We start from the raw sequence: 20,502 nt of genomic DNA, 5'->3' as shown, positions 1-20,502 counted from the left end.
CGAGCTTGGAAGGGACTCAGGCGGCATGGGCCGTGCTGGGCAAGACAAACTTAAAAGAGAACACACCTATGCTTTTTTCCCGTAAGGCGGTTTCCAAGCGTTACTTGCTGCTGATCGCGGCTGGCTTCAGCACCGTGCTGACCGGTTGCGCCACGTCGCCGGCCTCCAAGGTCGCGTCGAGCACCAAGGTCGAGTACTACCCCAGCTGCTACGAGCCGGTGCAGCACCTGCGCGCTACTGATTCGGACATGACCAAGTCGGTCGTCACCGGCGCCGCCCTCGGCGCGGCCGGTGGTGCGCTGTTGGGCGCCCTGACCGGCGATTCGGACAAGCGTGGCCGCAATGCCGCCATTGGCGCGGCGGGCGGAGCCCTGGCGGGCGGCGCGGCGGGTTACTACACCGAGCGCCAGAAGCAGATCAGCGATGACAACCAGCGCATCGCGTCCTACGCCACGGACTTCAACAAAAGCGCTTCCGATATCGACCGTAGCACCGCGTACGCCAAGGCGTCCCAACAGTGCTACCAGAGCGCGTTCACCAAGCTGGTGGCTGACCGCAAGGCCAAGACCGTCAATGACATCGAAGGCCGCAAGCGCCTGGCAGAAATCGTCGCCGGTCTGAAGGAATCCAACGACCTGATCGTTGCGGTCAACGGCAAGGCCAGCGAAGACCTGAACAACTACACCCAGGCCTACGAGAAAGACCTGCAACAGGTGGGTGTGCAGCGCAATGACGTGGTGACCGTGGCCACGGCCGATACCGCCCCGGCGGCGGTGCCGGCGAAAAAAGGCAAGTCGACCGGCAAGGTCGTGACCAAGCGTCCGCCACTGCCCAAGGTGCCGACCGAAGCGGTGAGCACCGAGCGAAGCATCCAGACCGCCAAGGTCAAGCAGACTGAAAGCAAGCAAGTGGCCAGCGCCGGTAAAGCACAGATCGAAGGCACCTGCCGCGATCCGAACCTGGCCGACTGGGCACCGGTGCCTTGCCCTAACGTTTAAGCCAAGTTGTTGCTATAAGCGGTAAACGCCAGCCGATCTCCTGCTAACGCGGGAGATCGGTAGCGTTCCGCGCACAAATCGTTAAACTGCTGCGGCCACCCAATAATTACACTGAGGCCGTGTGCATGAAATTTCGTTTTCTTCTGTGGGTGCTGGGCCTGATGATGGCCAAAGCCAGCCGCAACAACCCTGCGTTCCAGCAGCAGTTGGGTGACAAGGATCTGGCATTCCAGCTGCAGACCCTTGACGGCAAGGTTGCCCGTCACTTCATCGTCAAAGACCAGCGCATCACCAGCCGCTCGGGTGTCCACCCGGAGCCGGCATTTGCCATCGCGTTTAAAGACGCCGCCTACGGCTTCGCCACGATGCAGGCGAAGAACAAGCAACTGGCGTTCATGACGGGGATTCAGGACAAGTCGATCCAGATCAAGGGCAACCCGGCCCTGGTGATGTGGTTCCAGGGCTTGACCAAGTATCTGAAGCCGAAGAAAAAGAAGGCCTGAGAGACCGGGTTGGATTCATCGCAGGCAAGCCAGCTCCCCACATATTGAGTGCATTCCAACGTTGGAACCCGGTCAACTGTGGGAGCTGGCGTGCCTGCGATAGCGGTACAACAGGCGCCGGCTTCAGCCCTGGCTGAACTGCGACGCCAGTTCGCGCAACAACACCTCGGCATCCAACACCTTGCTCACCACCTCCTCGGCCTTGTCGCGGCTCAGGCCCAGGCGCTCCAGCAGTTCGTCCGGAATCTCGGCCTCAGGCCCGGAGCCAATCCCACGCCCGCGCAGCAAGCGCACGGCCAGGCATACCAGGTTCGGGTATTCGGCATATTGGCCGTCGTAGCTCGGGTCATGCTGGAAGCGCAGGGCCGTGGACAGCTCTTGCGGCATATCCCAGTAACGCATCAGCCAGGCGCCGATCTGCTCGCGGCTGATGCCCAGCAAGTGCTGCTCGACATAGCTGTGGCACAGGTGCGGGTTGACCTCCAGGTGCCTGCAGATCAGCGAGAAGTGCGGCGGGAAGACATGGGCCAGCAACAGGTAGCCAAAGTTGTGCAGCAGGCCCGCCAGGTAGGTCAGGCCGGCTTCCGGGCGCTGGGCGCGGGGCATGGCGCGGGTCAGGCCCTCGATCACTGCGGCGGTGTAGATCGACTGGTGCCAGTAGGGCGTGGCCTGTTGCGGATGGTCCTTGGGCAGGCTCAAGGTCTTGCCCAGCGCCAGGCCCAGGGCCAGGTTGATCACCAGGTCGAAGCCCAGCACACGCACAATTGCGTCCTCTACCGAACGGATCTTGCCCGGTGAGGCGTAGTACGGCGAGGCCGCCCAGCTCACTACTTGCGCGGCCAGGGCCGGGTCGGTCTCGACCACGCCGGTGATGTCGTCGATGGTTGCGTTGGGATCGACCCGCAGCTTGATGATCTTCTGCGCGGTATCGGCCAGCGGTGGAATTTCAATGGTGGCTTCCAGGCGTTGCTGGATGCGGCGCGCGGTAAACGCCTGCATCGCCTGGGTAATTTCGTCGCGGTCGTCGTTGGGACGGTCGAAGTTGGGCAGGATGCGGCTCAGGGGTTCGCCGAAGTTGGCGGCACTGGCTTTGTTCAGCAGGCGCTTGAAGTCGTCGCTGGCGATTTCCAGCAGCACGGTGGCTTCGCCCGAGTGCACCAGCAGGGTCGGCTCGCGCAGGAGGCTTTCTTCGTACAGGCAAGGCGAGCTGGTCAGCGGCGGCAGGCCGGGCAGTAAGCTCAGGCTGTGTTTGCCGAGCATGCGATCCAGGCGCTCCGGCGCGACAGCGGTCAGGTTGCGGCCGGTCAGTTCGGTGAGGCGATTGAGATCCAGCAACTGGCTCTGGGGAAACAGCACCATCAGGGCGCCCACCGCGTCATCGAGCAGTACCGCTTGAACCTTTCGGGCCGGGTTCAGGCCGGGGTGGTCGGTGACTTCCGTGTAGTTGACGGCGAGTTTTGCGAGCAAGTCCCGAATGACCGGGGGTGCGGTCGGCGGGGCTGTGGCGTGGGCAACTTCTGACATGGCCGGATCCAATTTCCTACATTTGCTTGGAGTATAACCAGCTTGGTCCGGCGGGGGGTGTCTAACTGCGGTTTGTGATGGTGTCGGCTATTGGCGGGCTGTCAGACCTGGCCGTATTGCTGGCCGTGGCGCAGCCAGCGATCCAGCAGCGGGCTGACGTGGTGCGGCCAGCGCTCCAGCAGGGCCTGGGCTGCATCGCGCACGGCAGGTAGCAGGTCGGCATCGCGCATCAGGTCGGCCACCTTGAATTGCAGCAGGCCGGTCTGGCGGGTGCCGAGCATTTCGCCGGGGCCGCGCAGTTCCAGGTCTTTTTCGGCGATCACGAAGCCATCGTTGGTCTCGCGCATGATCCCCAGGCGCTGGCGACCAATCTGCGACAGCGGCGGATGGTAGAGCAGCACGCAGTGGCTGGCGGCGCTGCCCCGGCCGACTCGGCCGCGCAGCTGGTGTAACTGTGCCAGGCCCAGGCGTTCGGGGTTTTCGATGATCATCAGGCTGGCGTTGGGCACGTCCACGCCGACTTCGATCACCGTGGTGGCCACCAGCAATTGCAGGTTGCCGGCCTTGAACTCGGCCATCACCGCGGCTTTTTCCGCAGGCTTCATGCGCCCGTGAATCAGCCCGACCTTGAGCTCGCCCAAGGCGCTGGTGAGGTCTTCATAGGTGGTTTCAGCGGCCTGGCAGGTCAGCTCTTCGGACTCTTCGATCAGCGTGCATACCCAATACGCCTGGCGCCCTTCGGCACAGGCGCCGCGCACCCGTTCGATCACTTCGACCCGTCGGGTGTCGGTGACCAGGACCGTGTTGACCGGCGTTCGGCCCGGCGGCAGCTCGTCGAGGATCGAGGTGTCGAGGTCGGCGTAGGCACTCATGGCCAGCGTGCGCGGGATCGGCGTGGCGGTCATGATCAACTGGTGCGGGTTCATCCGCCCGCCCACGCCCTTTTCGCGCAGGGCCAGGCGTTGTTGCACGCCGAAACGGTGCTGTTCGTCGATGATCACCAGGGCCAGGTTCTTGAATTTAACTTCGTCCTGGAACAGCGCGTGGGTACCCACCACCATCGGTGCGCCGGCGGCGATCTGTTCCAGGGCGGCCGTGCGGTTCTTGCCCTTGAGCTTGCCCGCCAGCCACGCCACTTCCAGGCCCAGGGGTTCGAGCCAGCGCTTGAAGGTGATGAAGTGCTGCTCGGCGAGGATCTCGGTCGGTGCCATCAGGGCCACCTGATAACCGGCCTCCAGGGCCTGCAGCGCGGCCAGGGCGGCGACCACGGTCTTGCCGGCGCCAACATCGCCCTGGATCAGGCGCAGCATTGGTTCTTTCTGGCTCAGGTCGTAGGCGATTTCATTGCCTACGCGTTGCTGCGCGCCAGTCGGTGCAAAGCCCAGGTTGGCCAGGTACTGCGCGGGCAGGCGCGTGGCCTTGGGCATCGCCGGCGCCCGCAGGGAGCGCATGCTTTCGCGCAGGCGCTGCTGGGACAGTTGGTGGGTCAGCAACTCTTCAAAGGCCAGGCGATGCTGGGCCCAGTGATGACCCAGGGCCAACTCATCGACATCGGCATCGGCCGGCGGGTGATGCAGGTAGCGAATCGCGTCGGCCAGGGGCGCCAACTGGTAGTCGCGGGCCAGCTCTTGCGGCAGCCAGTCGGGCAGGCTTTGGGGGCCGAGCAGGGTCAGGGTCTGCATGCACAGCTGGCGCAGGCGCTGTTGCGTCAGGCCTTCGGTGAGCGGGTAGATGGGGGTGAGAGTGGTGTCTACCGGCGGGGGTTCGTCGCCGGTAATGGCGCGGTATTCCGGGTGGTAGATTTCCAGGCCCGACGCGCCCGGCCGCGCTTCACCGTAGCAGCGCACACGGGTGCCGCGCTTGAGGCCTTCTTTTTGCGCGTTGCTGAAATGGTAGAAGCGCAGGCTCAGGCCGCCGGTACCGTCCTGCAGGCGCACCACCAGGCTGCGGCGCTTGCCCATCACCACATCGGCACCGCTGACGGTGCCTTCGACCACGGCATCCTGCCCAGGGCGCAGATGGCCGATGGGCACTACGCGGGTGCGGTCCTGGTAACGCAGGGGCAGGTGAAACAACACGTCCTGGAGGTTCTCCAGGCCGACCTTGGCCAGTTTCTCGGCCATGGCTTCACCGACACCCTTGAGTGCCGTCACCGACACCTGCGACAGCTCAGTCATACACGTACTTAGTTCGCGGCAGGCGGCTTGGCCACCGAGCACAGGCGGATCGAGTCGGCGAGGATATCAATCGCTTTCGGGCGCGGGAAACTGGCGCGCCAGGCAATCGCCACGGTACGGAACGGCACGGGCGGGGTGAGCGGACGCACTTCAATCACGCCGGCCGCGTAGTGGTGGCTGTCGACGGCCGACAGCGGCAGGATCGAGATGCCCAGGCCGGACGCCACCATATGGCGAATGGTCTCCAGGGAGCTGGACTCCACGGTGGTGTGCTTGGCGCCGTCGTTGCCCTTGGTCAGGGTCGGGCAGGCTTCCAGCACCTGGTCGCGGAAGCAATGGCCTTCACCGAGCAGCAGCAGGCTCTTGTCGTTGAGCAGGCTGGCGTCAATCGTGTCTTTTTGCGTCCACGGGTGCGAGGCCGGCATCAATACATAGAACGGCTCGTCGTAGAGCGGCAATGTCAGCACGTCGGCTTCGTTGAAAGGCAGGGCGATGATGATCGCGTCCAACTCACCGTTGCGCAGTTTGTCGCGCAGCACGTGGGTGAAGTTTTCTTCGATATACAGCGGCATCTGCGGCGCGACGCGGTGCAGTTGCGGGATCAGGTGCGGGAACAGGTACGGGCCGACGGTATAGATCGCGCCGACTTTCAGCGGGGCGGTCAGTTGGTTCTTGCCGGCCTGGGCCAGCTCACGAATGCTCTGGGCCTGCTCCAGCACCTTCTGCGCCTGGGCAACAATGCCTTCGCCAACCGGGGTGAGGCGCACGGCGCTTTTGCTGCGCTCGAAAATCAGCACACCGAGTTCGTCTTCAAGCTTTTTCACGCCCACCGACAGCGTCGGTTGGCTGACATGGCAACGTTCGGCTGCATGGCCGAAGTGTTGCTCTTGGGCGAGGGTCACGATGTAGCGTAATTCTGTAAGAGTCATAGCGGGCGTCCATGAGGTTGCGGGCCAAGCATACCGGCTGCAAACGATAGACGCACGTTATCAGAGCTTGATTGGGGATTGAGCGGTTTGTGCGGGGGATTTTGCTTAATGGCGTTGGCCGTTTTGTGTGGGGGTGGGCTTGTTCGCGATGGCGGTGTGTCAGTCACTGTGGATGTTGACTGTTACACCGTCATCGCGGGCAAGCCCGCTCCCACACAAACCCGCTCCCCCAGGGGTTAGCGGCGGCGCTTCTCGATGTTGTAGACAAACGGCGCAACGATTTCGATGCTGCCGTTGGTCAACATCTCGGCCGGAGGCTTGGGCAGCGGTTGGGCGCGACGGATCATCTCCAGGGTAGCGCGGTCCAGGTCGGCGTTGCCGGAGCGGCCCACCAGCTCATAGGACAGCACCTTGCCTTCGGCATCCACCACGAACCGCAAGCGGTTCAAGCCTTCCTTGCCACGGGCCTGGGCGCCTGGCGGGTACTTCTTGTACTTCGCCAGGTGACCGAGCAGCGTGCTTTGCCAGGTGGCCTTGGCCGCGATCTGTGCCGGCGAAGGGCCGGGTTGCGGCTGCGCGGATTTCTCCGAAGGCGCGTTGTTCTGAGGGGTTTCGCTCGGCGGATCCTCGGAGGGTTTCTCCTTGGGCTGCTCGACCTTTTTCTCAGGCTTGGGCGGCTGCGGCTTAGGCTTTGGCTTGACCGGCTTGGGCACGGAAATCGTGGGCTTGGGTGCCTCGGCCAGTTTCGGCAAGGGCAACTCTTCCACCGGTGCCGGCGGTTGCGGTGGCGTCACCACCTTCGGCGGGGCCGGAGGGGGTGGGGCTGGCATCGGCGCCAGGTCGATGACCATGGCAGCCGGTGGCAACTGCACCATCTGTGGCGCCGACCACTGGAGCGCGAGGATGATCGCGACGGCGTGGACGCCCAGCACGACGGCGAGGCTGGTGCCATAACGCGTCAGTTTGTGGCGCGTCGTGATCATTTCTTGGCTGCCGTCTCAAGTCCGACCAGACCGACCTTGAGGTAGCCGGCTGCCCGCAGGGCATCCATCACGCTCATCAGGTCGCCGTAGTCCACGCCCTTGTCGGCCTGGAAGAAGATCGTCGTGTCTTTCTTGCCCTGGGTCCGGGCGTCGAGCACCGCACCGAGGGTTTCGGGTTTGACTTCGTCTTCGCCCAGGAACAGACGCTGGTCAGCCTTGACGCTGAGGAACACCGGTTTCTCCGGCCGGGGCGCGGGTTTCGCGCTGGAGGCGGGGAGGTCGACCTTGATATCCACCGTGGCCAAGGGGGCTGCCACCATGAAGATGATCAGCAGCACCAGCATCACGTCGATAAACGGCGTGACGTTGATTTCGTGGTTCTCGACGAGCTCGTCGTCGCCTTGATTCAAATGCAGGCCCATGGCCGATTACCCCACTTTCACCATGTGCGGTTGCGAGCTGCGCTCGGTAGGCAGGTGATCGAGGTCGCGGCTGACCAGCAACAGGACTTCTGCCGAAGCGTCCGACACCTGGGCCTTGTAGCCGGCGATCGAACGGGCGAATACGTTGTAGATCACCACCGCCGGAATTGCGGCGACCAGGCCCAGGGCAGTTGCCAGCAGGGCTTCGGCGATGCCGGGGGCAACGACGGCGAGGTTGGTTGTCTGGGTCTTGGCGATGCCGATGAAGCTGTTCATGATGCCCCACACGGTACCGAACAGACCGACGAACGGCGCGGTGGAACCGATGGTCGCCAGCACGCCGGTGCCGTTGCTCATGTTGCGACCGCAGGCTGCCACCAGGCGCTCCAGGCGGAAGCTCACGCGTTCCTTGATGCCTTCCTTTTCGCGGGTGTTGGCCGACAGACGCATTTCTTCCAGTGCGTCGTGTACCAGCAGGTGCGCCAGGGTGCCCTTGATGGCCGCGCTTTCGCTGGCTTCTTTAAGGGTGGTGGCTTTTTTCAGGTTGGCGATTTCCGTGCGCAGGCGGCGTTTGGCGCCCAGCAGCTCGAAGCCTTTGGCAATCCAGATGGTCCAGGTGATGATCGAGGCGATGGCCAGGCCGATCATCACGATCTTCACGATGATGTCAGCGTTCTGATACATGCCCCAAGGCGACAGGTCGTGAGCCATGCCCAGGGTGTTGTCTTCTTCCAGAACCACGCCGGTTTCATCTTGCGGGGCTACGCCTTCGGCGGCAGCCGGGTCGGTGGCCGCAGGAGCGACAGCTGGAGCACCGGGTGCTGCGGCATTTTGCTCTGGTGCGGGGGCCGCGGCCGGGGCTGGCGCAGTAGCGGCAGGCGGAGTGGCCGGTGCCGTGGCATCGGCGAGCGCGGCGGTCGGTGCCAGCAGGACGCTGAACAGCAACGCAGTTATCGCGCGCCAGACGCGGGACGGGCTGTGAGGCTTGGTTGGCGAAGCGGGGAGGTTATTGCGTGTCATGCTGGCCGGACCTGATAGAAAAAATAAGGGCTTGCCCTGCCAGACCGCATAAAGGGTCGAGGACAAATGGGCGGTTATTATTGCAAGTAATTCTTGTTAACAGAAGTAATACAGTATCTTTATTTGTGCTTTTTCTGGCCGCTGGTCACCTGCGAGGGCTAATCTAGACCTTTGAGAACGGAGTTTTGTGATGTCTGCGCCTTCTGTGGTGATCGCCGGTTGTGGTGATGTAGGTAGTCGGCTGGCTAGTCAATTGCTGGCTGCCGGATGGGAGGTGCATGGCCTGCGGCGTAATGTCTCGCGCCTGCCCGAAGGGGTGATCGGGATTGCCGGCGACCTGTTCAAAAAGGATTGTCCCGACACCTGGCCGATCGGCGGTGTGGACTACCTGGTGTACTGCGCAGCCGCCACCGACCATGACGAAGCGGGCTATCGCAAGGCCTATGTCGAAGGCTTGCAGCATGTGCTGGAATGGCTTGACGACTATGGCCAGCAGCCCAAGCAGCTTGTGTTTGTGTCCAGCAGCAGTGTCTATGGGCAGCAAAATGGCGAATGGGTCGATGAGGCGTCGCCTACCCAGGCCCTTGGCTATTCCGGGCAGGTGATGCTGGAAGCCGAGCAAGTGGCATTCGACAGCGGCATCCCGGCCACGACTGTGCGCTTGACCGGTATCTACGGGCCGGGGCGTGAATGGTTGTTGAGCCAGGTGCGCCAGGGCTATCGCGTGGCGGTGGAGCCGCCTTTGTACGGCAACCGGATACATGTTGATGATGCGGCAGGGTTGTTGGCGTTTCTGCTGCAACATGTAGAGCAGGGCGGTTCGTTGGACAAGGTCTATATCGGCGTCGACGACGCGCCGGCGCCGCTGGCTGAGGTTGTGGGCTGGCTGCGTGAGTACCTTGGGGTGACCGAGTGGGCCGAAGGCGCCAGCGTGCGGCGCGCGGGCAGCAAGCAGTGCAGCAATGCGCGGGCCAAGGCGCTGGGCTGGACGCCAACCTATCCGAGTTATCGCGAAGGCTACGCCGCTATCCTCAAAGGCTGACTTTTCTTGCTAGGCACCGGCTTGTGTGGGAGCTGGCTTGTCGGATCGCTATGACAGCATCACCTCGGTGTCACTGACACACCGAGGTGCCTGCATCGCGGGCAAGCCCGGCTCCCACGCAAGCCCGCTCCCACATTGAGGTTACTGTTTTTCCAGCAACCACTGGCGTGGCCCGGGGGTAAACGAAGGGACTTCGTCGGCCTGGGAGGTATTGATCGCCTGGAAAATCTCCAACTGCTTGTCATTGCGACTGAAGATCCACGGGTTGCCCTGGCCACCTTGTTGCAGCCAGATGCTGTCGTAGCCACCGCTCATGGAGGCGCAGTCGCCCGCCAGGCACAGTGAGTACTGCTCGGCGCCCGGCAGCCCGCTTACTTGGCCGTTGGCCTGGAACTGCACGGTGGCGCCCAGGCCGCTGCCGCTGGTGATTTTCCAGCTGCCGCCCATATAGGCCGAGTACAGCGCCCGTTCGAAGTTGGCACCCAGGGGCGCGCCTTCGGGGGCAGGGTCCTTGGGGCGGTCAAACAGCTGTTCGGGCTCGTTGTCGTTGGCCACTTGCAGCAGCTGTTTGCCCTTGCGCTTGAGTTCGGTGGTCGAGCTACCGTAGAAATCAACGTTCCAGGTGCCGGACTTTTCCCCGGCCAGGGTGCCTTCGGGGCGTTCAAAGCCATTGAAGTAGCGTGCTTGGTTGGCCTTGGTGTTGACCTCCCATTCGAGGTTCGGACCGTAGGCTTGCAGGGCTTCGCGCAAAGGGCCGCCCTTGGACGCCGCATCAATGGCGACCTGGTTGATCCAGGTGCCGCTCACATCCCGGGTGGCAGGATTGCTGGCACAGCCGCCAAGGAACAGGGCGAGCAGCGTGGAGGCAACGAGCGCTTTGCGCATTATGAAATCCTTTTAAAACGAAGTCGGCGCAACCCTGTGGGTTGCGCCGAATGTATTACTCGATGACCAGAATCGCGTCCATCTCAACCTGGGAGCCCTTGGGAAGGGCGGCAACGCCAATGGCGGCGCGGGCTGGGTAGGGTTGTTCGAAGTACTTGCCCATGATCTCGTTGACCTTGGCGAAGTGGCTCAGGTCGGTGAGGAAGATGTTCAGCTTGACGATGTCCTTGAACGAACCGCCTGCGGCTTCGGCTACCGACTTGAGGTTTTCGAAGACTTGTACGGTCTGGGCTTCGAAGCCTTCAACCAGTTCCATGGTCTTTGGGTCCAGAGGGATCTGGCCGGACATGTAGACGGTGTTGCCCGCCTTGATCGCCTGGGAATAAGTACCGATGGCAGCAGGTGCCTTGTCGCTGGTGATAACAGTCTTGGTCATAAATGACTCCTTGTAATGTCCGGGCTATAGGGGGAGGCGTTATGCGCGCATGCGAGTGATGCGGATAACCCCAGTCAGGGCACGCAGTTTCTTGATCACGCGGGCCAGGTGTACACGGTCGTGCACGCTGACCACCAGTTGGACCACGCTGATGCGACCATCACGTTCGTCCATGCTGATTTTTTCGATATTGCCGTCGGCGGCGTTGACGCTACTGGCCAGCAAGGCGATCAGGCCGCGCTGATGCTCCAGCTCGACCCGCAGCTCGACGTTGAATTCGCCGGTCACATCCTTGGCCCAGGACAGCTGGATGCATTTTTCCGGGTTGTGGCGTATTTCGCTGATATTGCGGCAGTTGTCCAGGTGCACGACCATGCCTTTGCCGGCGGACAGGTGGCCGACAATCGGGTCGCCCGGGATCGGTGTGCAGCATTTGGCGTAGCTCAGCACCAGGCCTTCGGTGCCGCGAATGGCCAGCGGGCCTTCGGGGCTCGGCAGTTGCTCGCCCTCGCCGAGCAGGCGGCGGGCGACCACGTAGGCCATGCGATTGCCCAGGCCGATGTCTTCGAGCAAGTCCTCGATGGCTTCCTGACGGTACTCGTGGAGGATCGCCTGCACGCGCTCGGCGGGGATCTTCTCCAAGGAACTGTCGAAACCGTTGAGCACCTTGTTCAGCAGGCGTTCGCCCAGGCTGATGGACTCGGAGCGACGTTGCAGCTTCAGGGCGTGGCGGATATGGGTGCGGGCCTTGCCGGTGACTACGAAGTTGAGCCAGGCCGGGTTCGGCCGGGCCCCCGGCGCGCTGACGATCTCCACGGTGGAGCCGCTTTGCAGCGGTTCCGACAGCGGGGCCAGGCGGCGGTTGATCCGGCAGGCGATGCAACTGTTGCCGACGTCGGTGTGCACTGCGTAGGCAAAGTCGACCGCCGTGGAGCCCTTGGGCAGCTCCATGATCCGGCCTTTTGGCGTGAACACGTAGACCTCGTCCGGGAACAGGTCGATCTTCACGCTTTCGATGAATTCCAGGGAGTTGCCGGCACGTTGCTGCATTTCCAGCACGCCCTTGACCCACTGGCGGGCGCGGGCATGGGTGCCTTTGGGCTGCTCGTCGCCGCTGGATTTGTACAGCCAATGGGCGGCGATGCCGTTGTTGGCCATCTCTTCCATTTCCCGGGTGCGGATCTGGATCTCGATCGGCACCCCATGCATACCGAACAGCGTGGTATGCAGCGACTGATAGCCGTTGGCTTTGGGGATGGCGATGTAGTCCTTGAAGCGGCCTGGCAGGGGTTTGTACAAATTATGTACAGCGCCCAGCACGCGGTAGCAGGTATCGACCTTGTCGACGATGATCCGGAACGCATACACGTCCATGATCTCGTTGAAGGCCCGGCACTTGCCGCGCATCTTCTTGTAGATGCCGTAGATATGCTTCTGCCGCCCGCTGACTTCGCCTTCAATCTCGTCGATTGCCAGGCAGTGGCTCAGGGACTCTTCGATCTTGTTGACGATTTCCTTGCGATTGCCCCGGGCGCGCTTGACCGCCTGGTAGATGCGCGCCGAGCGCATCGGGTGCATCGCCTTGAAACCCAGGTCTTCGAATTCGATACGAATGGCATGCATGCCCAGCCGGTTGGCGATGGGCGCGTAGATTTCCAGGGTTTCCTTGGCAATGCGCCGGCGTTTCTCACCGGACAGCACTTCCAGCGTGCGCATGTTGTGCAGCCGGTCGGCCAGCTTGACCAGGATCACCCGGATGTCCCGGGCCATGGCCATGGCCATCTTCTGGAAGTTTTCCGCCTGGGCCTCGGCCTTGGTCTCGAAGTTCATCTGGGTCAGCTTGCTGACTCCGTCGACCAGGTCGGCCACGGTTTCGCCAAATTGCGCACTGAGCGCTTCCTTGGCAATGCCGGTGTCTTCGATCACGTCATGCAGCATCGCAGCCATCAGGCTCTGATGGTCCATGTGCATGTCGGCAAGAATATTGGCCACCGCAAGAGGATGGGTGACGTACGCCTCGCCGCTGCGGCGGCGTTGGCCGTCGTGGGCTTGTTCGGCGTAGAAATACGCTCGGCGGACCAGGTTGACCTGGTCGGTGCCGAGGTAGGTCGATAAGCGATCGGCGAGGGCGTCTATGCTCGGCAAAGTGTTAACTCCTGCCGAATGCTGTGACCCCGCGCCGTGCTACGTCGACCAGGCATAGGCTTAGACGGCCTCGTTGGACTCGTCCTCGAACGCTGCAAACAGCGGTTCGTCTTCAACGATTTCAGCGCTGGCAATGTATTCATAGCTCATCACGCCGGCAGCGATTTCGCGCAGGGCCATCACGGTAGGCTTGTCATTTTCCCAATTGAGCAGTGGCTCTTTGCCGCCAGTGGCCAATTGACGGGCACGCTTGGTAGAGAGCATGACCAGCTCAAAGCGGTTATCCACGTGTTCTAGGCAGTCTTCAACGGTTACGCGGGCCATGGTATTCCTCGGAGCGAATGCAAGATGCGCGCTGCCCGGTTGGGCGAGCGGACTCAACAGTTTAAAAAATCACCAGCGTTTAGGGAAGCGCTGATTTTCTGCAGGCCCCGGCAAACACGCTACAAGTGCCAATGTAAGGCCCTTGCAGCGGTTTTGGGAAGAGCCATTCAACCGAGCAGTTCGGCCAACAATTTGCCAAAACGCTGCTGTTGGCGTTTTTGCTGGAGCTGATTGGCGCGGAAAATCGCCTTCAAGTCGTCCAGGGCGTGGGAAAAATCGTCGTTGATGATCAGGTAGTCGTAGTCCACATAGTGGCTCATTTCACTGACGGCTTCGCGCATACGGCCGTCGATGACCTGATCGCTGTCCTGGCCGCGATTGGTCAGGCGCTGTTGCAAGGCCTCCAGGGACGGCGGGAGGATAAAGATCGAGCGCGCCTTGGGCATCAATTGGCGCACCTGTTCGGCGCCCTGCCAGTCGATTTCCAGGATCAGGTCGTGGCCTTCGTCCAGGGTCTGCTGCAAGTGGCTCTGGGACGTGCCATAGAGGTTGCCGAACACCTCGGCGCGCTCCAGGAAGTCACCGTGTTCGATCATCTTCACGAATTCGCTGCGTTCGACGAAGTGATAGTTCACGCCGTTCACTTCACCCGGGCGCATGGCGCGAGTGGTGTGGGAGACCGATACGCGGATCTCCGGGTTGGTGTCGGTCAGGGCCTTGACCAGGCTGCTTTTGCCCGCGCCCGAGGGGGCGGAAATGATGTACAGGGTGCCGGTGCTGTGGGTCATGGGAGTTGCCTTACTCAATATTCTGTACTTGTTCGCGCATTTGCTCGATCAACACTTTGAGGTTGACCGCAGCCGTGGTGCTGCGCGGATCGAAGGCTTTGGAGCCCAGTGTATTGGCTTCGCGGTTGAGTTCCTGCATCAGGAAGTCCAGGCGCCGACCGGCGGCACCGGCCGACTTGAGCACGCGGCGCACTTCCAGGATATGGGTGCTCAGGCGGTCGAGTTCTTCGGCGACGTCGCTTTTTTGTGCGAGCAGGACCATTTCCTGTTCCAGGCGCACCGGGTCGAGGTCGGCCTTCATGTCGGTGAAGCGGTCGAGGACTTTCTGACGCTGGGTGGCCAGCATCTGCGGCACCAGTTCGCGCAGGGTCACGACGTCGGCCTCGATGGCCGTCAGGCGTTCGTTGATCAGGCGGGCCAGCTCGGCGCCTTCACGCTCGCGGCCGGCTTTAAGCTCCTTGAGGCCCTGGTTGAACAGGGCCAGGGCTTCGGCGTTCAGCGCTTGCGGGTCAGTGGCGTCGGCCACCAGCACCCCAGGCCAGGCCAACACTTCCAGGGGGTTCAGGGCCGCTGGCTGTTTGATCAGGCTGGCGATGGTCTCGGCGGCGGCGACCAGTTGCGCGGCGCGCTCGCGGTCAACCTGCAGCGGCTTGCCGGTGGTTTCCTCGGTAAAGCGCAGGGTGCATTCCAGTTTGCCGCGGGAGATGCCGGCACGCAGGGCTTCGCGCACTGCGCCTTCAAGGTCGCGGAAGGATTCGGGCAGGCGCAGGTGCGGCTCCAGGTAGCGGCTGTTGACCGAGCGCAATTCCCAGCTCAGGGTGCCCTGGACGCCGGCTTTTTCGACGCGGGCAAAGGCAGTCATGCTGTGCACCATGGAGGTACCTCGCGATGCAGTCCCGCAAACGGGCGGGCTGGTGGGTAGATTGAAGCCGACTGGCTGCGAAGGCGCAGGATTGTAGCGCAACGGGGCGGGCGCCCCCAAATGCGGGCTGTGACAAAGGGTGCCAGGGGTTGTCCATTCGTTACCGAATTTATTAGCAGTGCCGAGAAGCGGCCTGCGGCTCTATAATGCTCGGCAGTTTTTCGTCCTCTGTACAGGTATCCCCTATGAAACGTCCAAGTGGTCGCGCTGCCGATCAGCTCCGCTCGATCCGCATCACCCGCAACTACACCAAACACGCCGAGGGATCTGTACTGGTCGAGTTTGGCGATACCAAGGTCATCTGCACCGTCAGCGTCGAGAATGGCGTGCCGCGTTTCCTCAAGGGGCAGGGCCAGGGTTGGTTGACCGCAGAGTACGGCATGTTGCCGCGCGCCACCGGCGAGCGTAACCAGCGTGAAGCCAGCCGTGGCAAGCAGGGCGGTCGTACCCTGGAAATCCAGCGTCTGATCGGCCGTTCCCTGCGCGCTGCGCTGGACATGTCTAAACTGGGCGATGTAACCCTGTACGTCGACTGCGACGTGATCCAGGCCGACGGCGGCACCCGCACCGCCTCCATCACTGGCGCCATGGTGGCCCTGGTCGACGCGCTGAAAGTGATCAAGAAGCGCGGCGGCCTGAAAGGCGGCGACCCGCTCAAGCAGATGATTGCCGCCGTATCGGTGGGCATGTACCAGGGCGAGCCGGTGCTGGACCTGGACTACCTGGAAGACTCGGCTGCCGAGACCGACCTGAACGTGGTCATGACCAGCACCGGTGGGTTCATCGAAGTGCAGGGCACCGCCGAAGGCGCGCCATTCCAGCCGGCAGACCTGAACGCCATGCTGGCCCTGGCCCAGAAAGGCATGAGCGAAATCTTCGAACTGCAGAACGCCGCACTGGCTGACTGAAACCGGCCTCAAGGAGCAACGCGATGAGTGACAACCAGCTTCCCGTGTCAGCCCAGAACAAGGAAGTGCGCCAATGGGCGATGCTCTGTCACTTCGCGGCGTTCCTGGGCCTGGTGTTCCCCTTTGGTAGCGTGTTGGGGCCATTGATCCTGTGGCAGGTGAAGAAGGACATGGACCCGCTGATCGACGACCAGGGCAAGGAAGCGCTGAACTTCCAGCTGACCGTGGCCATCGCCTGGCTGGTCTGCTTTGTCCTGGGGTTCGTGGTGATCGGCTTCCTGTTGATGGTGGTGCTGGTAATTGCCGCACTGATCTTGACCATCATTGGCGGGATCAAGGCCAACAAAGGCATTGCCTACCGTTACCCGCTCACCTGGCGATTGATCAAATAATGATCGCCCACAAAAAAACCGACAGCGATGTCGGTTTTTTTGTACCTGGATATTGACCTCAGATGGTCAAGGTCCAGTCGTAGTCCACGATCAACGGCGCATGTTGCGAGAAGCGCGGTTGACGCGGCAGACGTGCGCTGCGGACAAACCGGCGCAGGCCGGGGGTCAGCAACTGGTAGTCAAAGCGCCAGCCCAGATTAAGCATCTCGGCCTGTTCGTTGTCCGGCCACCAGCTGTACTGGTCGCCTTCGCGGCTGACTTCACGCAGGGCATCTACATACCCCATGTTGCCGACAATCTCGTCCATCCAGGCCCGTTCCGGCGCCAGGAAGCCCGGGGATTGCTGGCTGTCGCGCCAGTTCTTGATATCCAGCTTCTGTTGCGCCACGTACAACGAGCCACAATAAATGTACTCGCGGCGTTTGCGTCGCTGTTTATCCAGATAACGGGCGAAATCGTCCATTAGCTTGAACTTCTGGTTCAAGTCTTCATCGCCGTTCATCCCCGAAGGGAGCAGCAAGGTAGCAATACTGACTTTGTCGAAATCGGCTTGCAGGTAGCGCCCGTAGCGATCGGCTGTCTCGAAGCCGAGGCCGCTGATGACCGCCTTGGGTTGCAACCGTGAGTACAGAGCCACGCCACCTTGGGCAGGGACTTCGGCATCACAGGCATAAAGGAAGTAGCCATCCAGTTGGAAGGCTGGGTCGTCCAGTTCAAAGGCGGAGGCGCGGGTGTCCTGCAGGCAGATGACGTCGGCATTCTGGGCTTGCAGCCAACTGAGCAAACCACGCTCGACTGCAGCCTGAATACCATTAACGTTCACACTGATGATCCGCATAAATGGCCCCAAAAATCGCGTGCGTGTATGATACACGCCGTCTACCTATTTAGCTAAATCCGTGGTATCTGAGGCTTTTTTCATGCAGGCGTATCAACGCGATTTCATTCGTTTTGCCATCGATCGCGGGGTTTTGCGCTTCGGTGAGTTCACCCTCAAGTCCGGGCGCACCAGCCCATACTTCTTCAATGCCGGCCTGTTCAACTCGGGTTCTGCCCTGGCGCAACTGGGGCGTTTCTACGCCGCCGCCATCGTTGAAAGCGGTATTGCCTTCGACGTGCTGTTTGGCCCGGCCTACAAAGGTATTCCGTTGGCCGCCGCAACCGCAGTGGCCCTGGCTGAACATCACGACCGCGATCTGCCGTGGTGCTTCAACCGCAAGGAAGCCAAGGCCCACGGTGAGGGCGGCAGCCTGGTCGGCGCGCCGCTGACCGGCGATGTGCTGATCATCGACGACGTGATCACTGCCGGTACCGCGATTCGTGAAGTGATGCAGATCATTGCGTCCCAGGACGGCGCCAAGGCTGCGGGCGTGCTGATCGCGTTGAACCGCCAGGAACGCGGCAACGGTGAGTTGTCGGCGATCCAGGAAGTGGAACGTGACTTCGGGATTCCCGTGGTGAGCATCGTGTCGCTGAACCAGGTATTGCAGTTCCTGGAAGACGACCCGCAGCTCAAGCAGCACCTGCCGGCAGTGCGTGCGTACCGCGAGCAGTTTGGCGTCTGACACAGGGGATACCCACCCTGTTGCAGATTGGCCACAAAAAAGCCCCCGTTCAATCCAGTTGAACGGGGGCTTTTTGTTTCAGCGCTTACGGACGCTTGCGATTGCTGATCAGCGTACCCATGCCCGTATCAGTGAAGATCTCCAGCAGCACCGCATTGGGCACCCGGCCGTCGATGATCAGCGAGCTGCCTACGCCACCCTGCACCGCTTCCAGTGCGCAGCGGATCTTCGGCAGCATGCCGCCGTAGATGGTGCCGTCGGCGATCAGATCGTCGACTTGCTGGGTAGTCAGGCCGGTCAGAACCTTGCCTTCCTTGTCCATCAGGCCGGCGATATTGGTCAGCAGCATCAGCTTCTCGGCCTTGAGTGCCTCGGCCACCTTGCCCGCCACCAGGTCGGCGTTGATGTTGTAGGACTCGCCATTGGCCCCCACGCCAATCGGCGCGATCACTGGGATGAAGTCGCCCTTGACCAGCAGGTTGAGCAAATCGGTGTTGATGCCGATCACTTCGCCCACCTGGCCGATGTCGATGATTTCCGGCTGGGTCATCTCCGGAGTCTTGCGGGTCACGGTAAGTTTCTTCGCACGGATCAGCTCGGCGTCCTTGCCGGTCAGGCCGATGGCGCTGCCGCCGTGACGGTTGATCAGGTTGACGATGTCTTTGTTCACCTGGCCGCCCAGGACCATCTCCACCACGTCCATGGTCTGCGCATCGGTAACACGCATGCCGTCGATGAAATGACTCTCGATGGACAGGCGCTTGAGCAGGTCACCGATTTGCGGGCCGCCGCCGTGCACCACCACCGGGTTGATCCCGACGGCTTTCATCAGCACGATGTCACGGGCAAAGCCGGTTTTCAGCTCGTCGCTTTCCATGGCATTGCCGCCGTACTTGATCACCAGCGTCTTGCCGACGTAGCGTCGAATGTAAGGCAACGCTTCGGAAAGGACCTTGGCGGTGTTGGCGGCGGCTTCGCGTTCGAGGGTCATTCAGGGCTCCGGGGCAAATAATCAGAACGGTAGTTGGAGATCAGGGGCAACACGTTTCAACTGGGCGTGGAACACGTCCTTGATGCGCTGCAACTCGGCCTCGGTATCCGCCTCGAAACGCAGGACCAGCACCGGAGTGGTGTTGGACGCGCGAACCAGGCCCCAGCCTTCGGCATAATCGACTCGCACACCATCAATGGTGGTCAGGTTGGCGCCTGCACCCCATTGCGCATCGTGCAATGCGTCAATGATGCTGAATTTGCTCTCTTCGGTCACATGGATATTGATTTCCGGCGTAGAAATATCGTTCGGGAAGGTCTCGAACAGGTCTTCGGCGCTGGATTTTTCCTTGCTGAGGATCTCCAGCAGGCGGGCGGCGCTGTAAATGCCGTCGTCAAAACCGAACCAGCGCTCCTTGAAGAACACATGGCCGCTCATTTCGCCGGCCAGCAGGGCGCCGGTTTCTTTCATTTTCTTTTTGATCAACGAGTGACCGGTCTTCCACATCAGTGGGCGGCCGCCGTATTCCTTGATCAACGGCGTCAGGCGCCGGGTGCATTTGACGTCGAAGATGATCTCGGCACCGGGGTTGCGCGCCACTACGTCGCGGGCGAACAGCATCAGCAGGCGGTCGGGGAACACGATGCTGCCGGTGTTGGTCACCACGCCTACGCGGTCGCCGTCGCCATCGAAGGCCAGGCCGACATCGGCGCCCACTTCTGCGACCTTGGCGATCAGGTCCACCAGATTTTCAGGCTTGCCCGGGTCCGGGTGATGGTTGGGGAAATTGCCGTCGACTTCGCAGAACAGCGGGATCACTTCGCAGTTCAAGGCTTCGAGCAGTTGCGGGGCGATCACGCCGGCCGCGCCGTTGCCGCAGTCCACCACGACTTTCAGGCGCCGCTCGAGCTTGACGTCACGGGTGATTTCGTCCGAGTAGCGCTGGAGGATATCGACCTTGGTGATGCTGCCCTTACCGCTGGTCAGGTCATTGGTCTTGAGGCGAGTGTGCAGGGCCTGGATCTGTTCGTTGGCCAGGGTATCGCCGGCAATCACGATCTTGAAGCCGTTGTAGTCCGATGGGTTGTGGCTGCCAGTGAGCATCACGCCGGATTTGCCGGCCAGCACGTTGGCGGCGTAGTACAGCGCCGGGGTCGGCACCAGGCCAACGTCGCTGACATGGCAGCCGCTGTCGGCCAGGCCCTGGATCAGGCGCTCCACCAGCTCGGGGCCGGACAGGCGACCGTCACGTCCCACAGAGACGTTGGGCTCGCCCTGGGCCAGGCTTTGCGAGCCGATGGCGCGGCCGATCCAGTAGGCGGTTTCGGCGGTCAGGGTTTTCGGGACGACACCACGGATGTCGTAGGCGCGGAAAATGCTGTCGGGAAACGTCGGTGCGACTGGGGCTGCGTTGCTCATCACTGGGGAAACTCCATCGATACGGGGCGGACATGCCGGAGTGTGGCGACCGGCAGGCTCAAACTGAAGGGTAAGACGGCGTTTTTGCCCTAGAGTTCGTGGTGCGAAAATGCCACTGGGGCATGTCGG

Annotated in this window: 20 protein-coding genes and 1 pseudogene; 6 read left to right on the top strand and 15 right to left on the bottom strand. The window is 62.0% G+C overall.

What is annotated here, in order from left to right; all coding sequences use genetic code 11:
• Positions 1-68 precede the first annotated feature (68 nt).
• Both tagQ and K1X80_RS00215 read left to right on the top strand, forming a co-directional pair.
• Positions 69-998: a type VI secretion system-associated lipoprotein TagQ gene (gene tagQ / locus K1X80_RS00220; protein ID WP_128593299.1), complete on the top strand. Its 930-nt coding sequence runs from the start codon at positions 69-71 to the stop codon at positions 996-998.
• Between the two features lie 125 nt (positions 999-1,123).
• The gene (locus K1X80_RS00215; RefSeq protein WP_029289848.1) at positions 1,124-1,501 is read left to right on the top strand and encodes a hypothetical protein; all 378 of its coding nucleotides are present in this window, start codon (positions 1,124-1,126) and stop codon (positions 1,499-1,501) included.
• A gap of 123 nt (positions 1,502-1,624) precedes the next feature.
• Here K1X80_RS00215 and K1X80_RS00210 read toward each other — a convergent pair whose 3' ends face one another.
• The 6 genes from K1X80_RS00210 to exbB all read right to left on the bottom strand — a co-directional run bounded on the left by K1X80_RS00210 (position 1,625) and on the right by exbB (position 8,556).
• On the bottom strand, positions 1,625-3,025 hold the full coding sequence (locus K1X80_RS00210; RefSeq protein ID WP_057440518.1) for an aminoacyl-tRNA deacylase and HDOD domain-containing protein: 1,401 nt from the start codon (positions 3,023-3,025) through the stop codon (positions 1,625-1,627).
• A gap of 101 nt (positions 3,026-3,126) precedes the next feature.
• Positions 3,127-5,202: an ATP-dependent DNA helicase RecG gene (recG, locus tag K1X80_RS00205; RefSeq protein WP_057961010.1), complete on the bottom strand. Its 2,076-nt coding sequence runs from the start codon at positions 5,200-5,202 to the stop codon at positions 3,127-3,129.
• Between the two features lie 8 nt (positions 5,203-5,210).
• Complete coding sequence (locus K1X80_RS00200) at positions 5,211-6,131, bottom strand: hydrogen peroxide-inducible genes activator (protein WP_057961009.1); 921 nt, start codon at positions 6,129-6,131, stop codon at positions 5,211-5,213.
• 236 nt (positions 6,132-6,367) lie between these two features.
• On the bottom strand, positions 6,368-7,114 hold the full coding sequence (locus K1X80_RS00195) for an energy transducer TonB (RefSeq protein WP_057440517.1): 747 nt from the start codon (positions 7,112-7,114) through the stop codon (positions 6,368-6,370).
• Positions 7,111-7,536: a TonB system transport protein ExbD gene (gene exbD, locus K1X80_RS00190; protein WP_057961008.1), complete on the bottom strand. Its 426-nt coding sequence runs from the start codon at positions 7,534-7,536 to the stop codon at positions 7,111-7,113. The genes K1X80_RS00195 and exbD overlap by 4 nt, the downstream gene beginning before the upstream one ends.
• Before the next feature lie 6 nt (positions 7,537-7,542).
• Complete coding sequence (exbB, locus tag K1X80_RS00185; RefSeq protein WP_057961007.1) at positions 7,543-8,556, bottom strand: tonB-system energizer ExbB; 1,014 nt, start codon at positions 8,554-8,556, stop codon at positions 7,543-7,545.
• A gap of 190 nt (positions 8,557-8,746) precedes the next feature.
• Here exbB and K1X80_RS00180 point away from each other — a divergent pair, with 190 nt between their 5' ends.
• Positions 8,747-9,598, top strand: a complete 852-nt coding sequence (locus tag K1X80_RS00180; RefSeq protein ID WP_220172602.1) for an SDR family oxidoreductase — start codon at positions 8,747-8,749, stop codon at positions 9,596-9,598.
• A 141-nt stretch (positions 9,599-9,739) separates the two neighbouring features.
• Here the strand turns inward: K1X80_RS00180 and K1X80_RS00175 are convergent, their stop codons facing one another.
• The 6 genes from K1X80_RS00175 to K1X80_RS00150 all read right to left on the bottom strand — a co-directional run bounded on the left by K1X80_RS00175 (position 9,740) and on the right by K1X80_RS00150 (position 15,050).
• The gene (locus tag K1X80_RS00175; protein WP_057961005.1) at positions 9,740-10,483 is read right to left on the bottom strand and encodes a hypothetical protein; all 744 of its coding nucleotides are present in this window, start codon (positions 10,481-10,483) and stop codon (positions 9,740-9,742) included.
• A gap of 55 nt (positions 10,484-10,538) precedes the next feature.
• Positions 10,539-10,919 (bottom strand): RidA family protein, encoded by a 381-nt coding sequence (locus K1X80_RS00170; RefSeq protein WP_025130815.1) that lies wholly within the window; start codon positions 10,917-10,919, stop codon positions 10,539-10,541.
• A gap of 39 nt (positions 10,920-10,958) precedes the next feature.
• Positions 10,959-13,064 (bottom strand): bifunctional GTP diphosphokinase/guanosine-3',5'-bis pyrophosphate 3'-pyrophosphohydrolase, encoded by a 2,106-nt coding sequence (spoT, locus tag K1X80_RS00165; RefSeq protein ID WP_220172601.1) that lies wholly within the window; start codon positions 13,062-13,064, stop codon positions 10,959-10,961.
• Between the two features lie 60 nt (positions 13,065-13,124).
• Positions 13,125-13,388 carry a DNA-directed RNA polymerase subunit omega gene (gene rpoZ / locus K1X80_RS00160; protein WP_057440512.1) on the bottom strand — a complete coding sequence of 88 codons (264 nt, stop codon included), beginning with the start codon at positions 13,386-13,388 and terminating at the stop codon, positions 13,125-13,127.
• Positions 13,389-13,555: 167 nt separating this feature from the next.
• Positions 13,556-14,176: a guanylate kinase gene (gmk, locus tag K1X80_RS00155; protein ID WP_128593301.1), complete on the bottom strand. Its 621-nt coding sequence runs from the start codon at positions 14,174-14,176 to the stop codon at positions 13,556-13,558.
• A 10-nt stretch (positions 14,177-14,186) separates the two neighbouring features.
• Positions 14,187-15,050: a YicC/YloC family endoribonuclease gene (locus tag K1X80_RS00150; RefSeq protein ID WP_057440510.1), complete on the bottom strand. Its 864-nt coding sequence runs from the start codon at positions 15,048-15,050 to the stop codon at positions 14,187-14,189.
• A gap of 233 nt (positions 15,051-15,283) precedes the next feature.
• On the opposite strand from K1X80_RS00150, the gene rph reads away from it, so the two are divergent.
• Together rph and K1X80_RS00140 are read left to right on the top strand one after the other, a co-directional pair.
• Positions 15,284-16,006: a ribonuclease PH gene (rph, locus tag K1X80_RS00145; RefSeq protein ID WP_057961002.1), complete on the top strand. Its 723-nt coding sequence runs from the start codon at positions 15,284-15,286 to the stop codon at positions 16,004-16,006.
• A 23-nt stretch (positions 16,007-16,029) separates the two neighbouring features.
• Complete coding sequence (locus tag K1X80_RS00140) at positions 16,030-16,398, top strand: DUF4870 domain-containing protein (protein WP_120734336.1); 369 nt, start codon at positions 16,030-16,032, stop codon at positions 16,396-16,398.
• 58 nt (positions 16,399-16,456) lie between these two features.
• On the opposite strand, the gene K1X80_RS00135 is transcribed toward K1X80_RS00140, so the two are convergent.
• Positions 16,457-17,236, bottom strand: a complete 780-nt coding sequence (locus K1X80_RS00135; protein WP_029289816.1) for an exodeoxyribonuclease III — start codon at positions 17,234-17,236, stop codon at positions 16,457-16,459.
• A gap of 82 nt (positions 17,237-17,318) precedes the next feature.
• Between K1X80_RS00135 and pyrE the strand changes: the two genes are divergently transcribed.
• Positions 17,319-17,963: an orotate phosphoribosyltransferase gene (gene pyrE / locus K1X80_RS00130; RefSeq protein WP_057444213.1), complete on the top strand. Its 645-nt coding sequence runs from the start codon at positions 17,319-17,321 to the stop codon at positions 17,961-17,963.
• An 85-nt stretch (positions 17,964-18,048) separates the two neighbouring features.
• On the opposite strand, the gene argB is transcribed toward pyrE, so the two are convergent.
• Together argB and K1X80_RS00120 are read right to left on the bottom strand one after the other, a co-directional pair.
• Positions 18,049-18,954 carry an acetylglutamate kinase gene (gene argB / locus K1X80_RS00125; protein ID WP_029289812.1) on the bottom strand — a complete coding sequence of 302 codons (906 nt, stop codon included), beginning with the start codon at positions 18,952-18,954 and terminating at the stop codon, positions 18,049-18,051.
• A 21-nt stretch (positions 18,955-18,975) separates the two neighbouring features.
• A pseudogene (locus K1X80_RS00120) lies at positions 18,976-20,382 on the bottom strand (phosphomannomutase/phosphoglucomutase); the annotation flags it as partial.
• Between the last annotated feature and the right edge of the window lie 120 nt (positions 20,383-20,502).

The sequence above is a fragment of the Pseudomonas sp. So3.2b genome (assembly GCF_019464415.1).
Taxonomy (GTDB): domain Bacteria; phylum Pseudomonadota; class Gammaproteobacteria; order Pseudomonadales; family Pseudomonadaceae; genus Aquipseudomonas; species Aquipseudomonas shahriarae.
This window is presented reverse-complemented; position numbering and strand designations above follow the sequence as displayed.

Bases quoted from the DNA above. Each gene is read 5' to 3' on its own strand.
- tagQ (WP_128593299.1), top strand. From the start codon at position 69: ATGCTTTTTTCCCGTAAGGCGGTTTCCAAGCGTTACTTGCTGCTGATC.
- K1X80_RS00215 (WP_029289848.1), top strand. From the start codon at position 1,124: ATGAAATTTCGTTTTCTTCTGTGGGTGCTGGGCCTGATGATGGCCAAA.
- K1X80_RS00210 (WP_057440518.1), bottom strand. From the start codon at position 3,025: ATGTCAGAAGTTGCCCACGCCACAGCCCCGCCGACCGCACCCCCGGTC.
- recG (WP_057961010.1), bottom strand. From the start codon at position 5,202: ATGACTGAGCTGTCGCAGGTGTCGGTGACGGCACTCAAGGGTGTCGGT.
- K1X80_RS00200 (WP_057961009.1), bottom strand. From the start codon at position 6,131: ATGACTCTTACAGAATTACGCTACATCGTGACCCTCGCCCAAGAGCAA.
- K1X80_RS00195 (WP_057440517.1), bottom strand. From the start codon at position 7,114: ATGATCACGACGCGCCACAAACTGACGCGTTATGGCACCAGCCTCGCC.
- exbD (WP_057961008.1), bottom strand. From the start codon at position 7,536: ATGGGCCTGCATTTGAATCAAGGCGACGACGAGCTCGTCGAGAACCAC.
- exbB (WP_057961007.1), bottom strand. From the start codon at position 8,556: ATGACACGCAATAACCTCCCCGCTTCGCCAACCAAGCCTCACAGCCCG.
- K1X80_RS00180 (WP_220172602.1), top strand. From the start codon at position 8,747: ATGTCTGCGCCTTCTGTGGTGATCGCCGGTTGTGGTGATGTAGGTAGT.
- K1X80_RS00175 (WP_057961005.1), bottom strand. From the start codon at position 10,483: ATGCGCAAAGCGCTCGTTGCCTCCACGCTGCTCGCCCTGTTCCTTGGC.
- K1X80_RS00170 (WP_025130815.1), bottom strand. From the start codon at position 10,919: ATGACCAAGACTGTTATCACCAGCGACAAGGCACCTGCTGCCATCGGT.
- rpoZ (WP_057440512.1), bottom strand. From the start codon at position 13,388: ATGGCCCGCGTAACCGTTGAAGACTGCCTAGAACACGTGGATAACCGC.
- gmk (WP_128593301.1), bottom strand. From the start codon at position 14,176: ATGACCCACAGCACCGGCACCCTGTACATCATTTCCGCCCCCTCGGGC.
- K1X80_RS00150 (WP_057440510.1), bottom strand. From the start codon at position 15,050: ATGGTGCACAGCATGACTGCCTTTGCCCGCGTCGAAAAAGCCGGCGTC.
- rph (WP_057961002.1), top strand. From the start codon at position 15,284: ATGAAACGTCCAAGTGGTCGCGCTGCCGATCAGCTCCGCTCGATCCGC.
- K1X80_RS00140 (WP_120734336.1), top strand. From the start codon at position 16,030: ATGAGTGACAACCAGCTTCCCGTGTCAGCCCAGAACAAGGAAGTGCGC.
- K1X80_RS00135 (WP_029289816.1), bottom strand. From the start codon at position 17,236: ATGCGGATCATCAGTGTGAACGTTAATGGTATTCAGGCTGCAGTCGAG.
- pyrE (WP_057444213.1), top strand. From the start codon at position 17,319: ATGCAGGCGTATCAACGCGATTTCATTCGTTTTGCCATCGATCGCGGG.
- argB (WP_029289812.1), bottom strand. From the start codon at position 18,954: ATGACCCTCGAACGCGAAGCCGCCGCCAACACCGCCAAGGTCCTTTCC.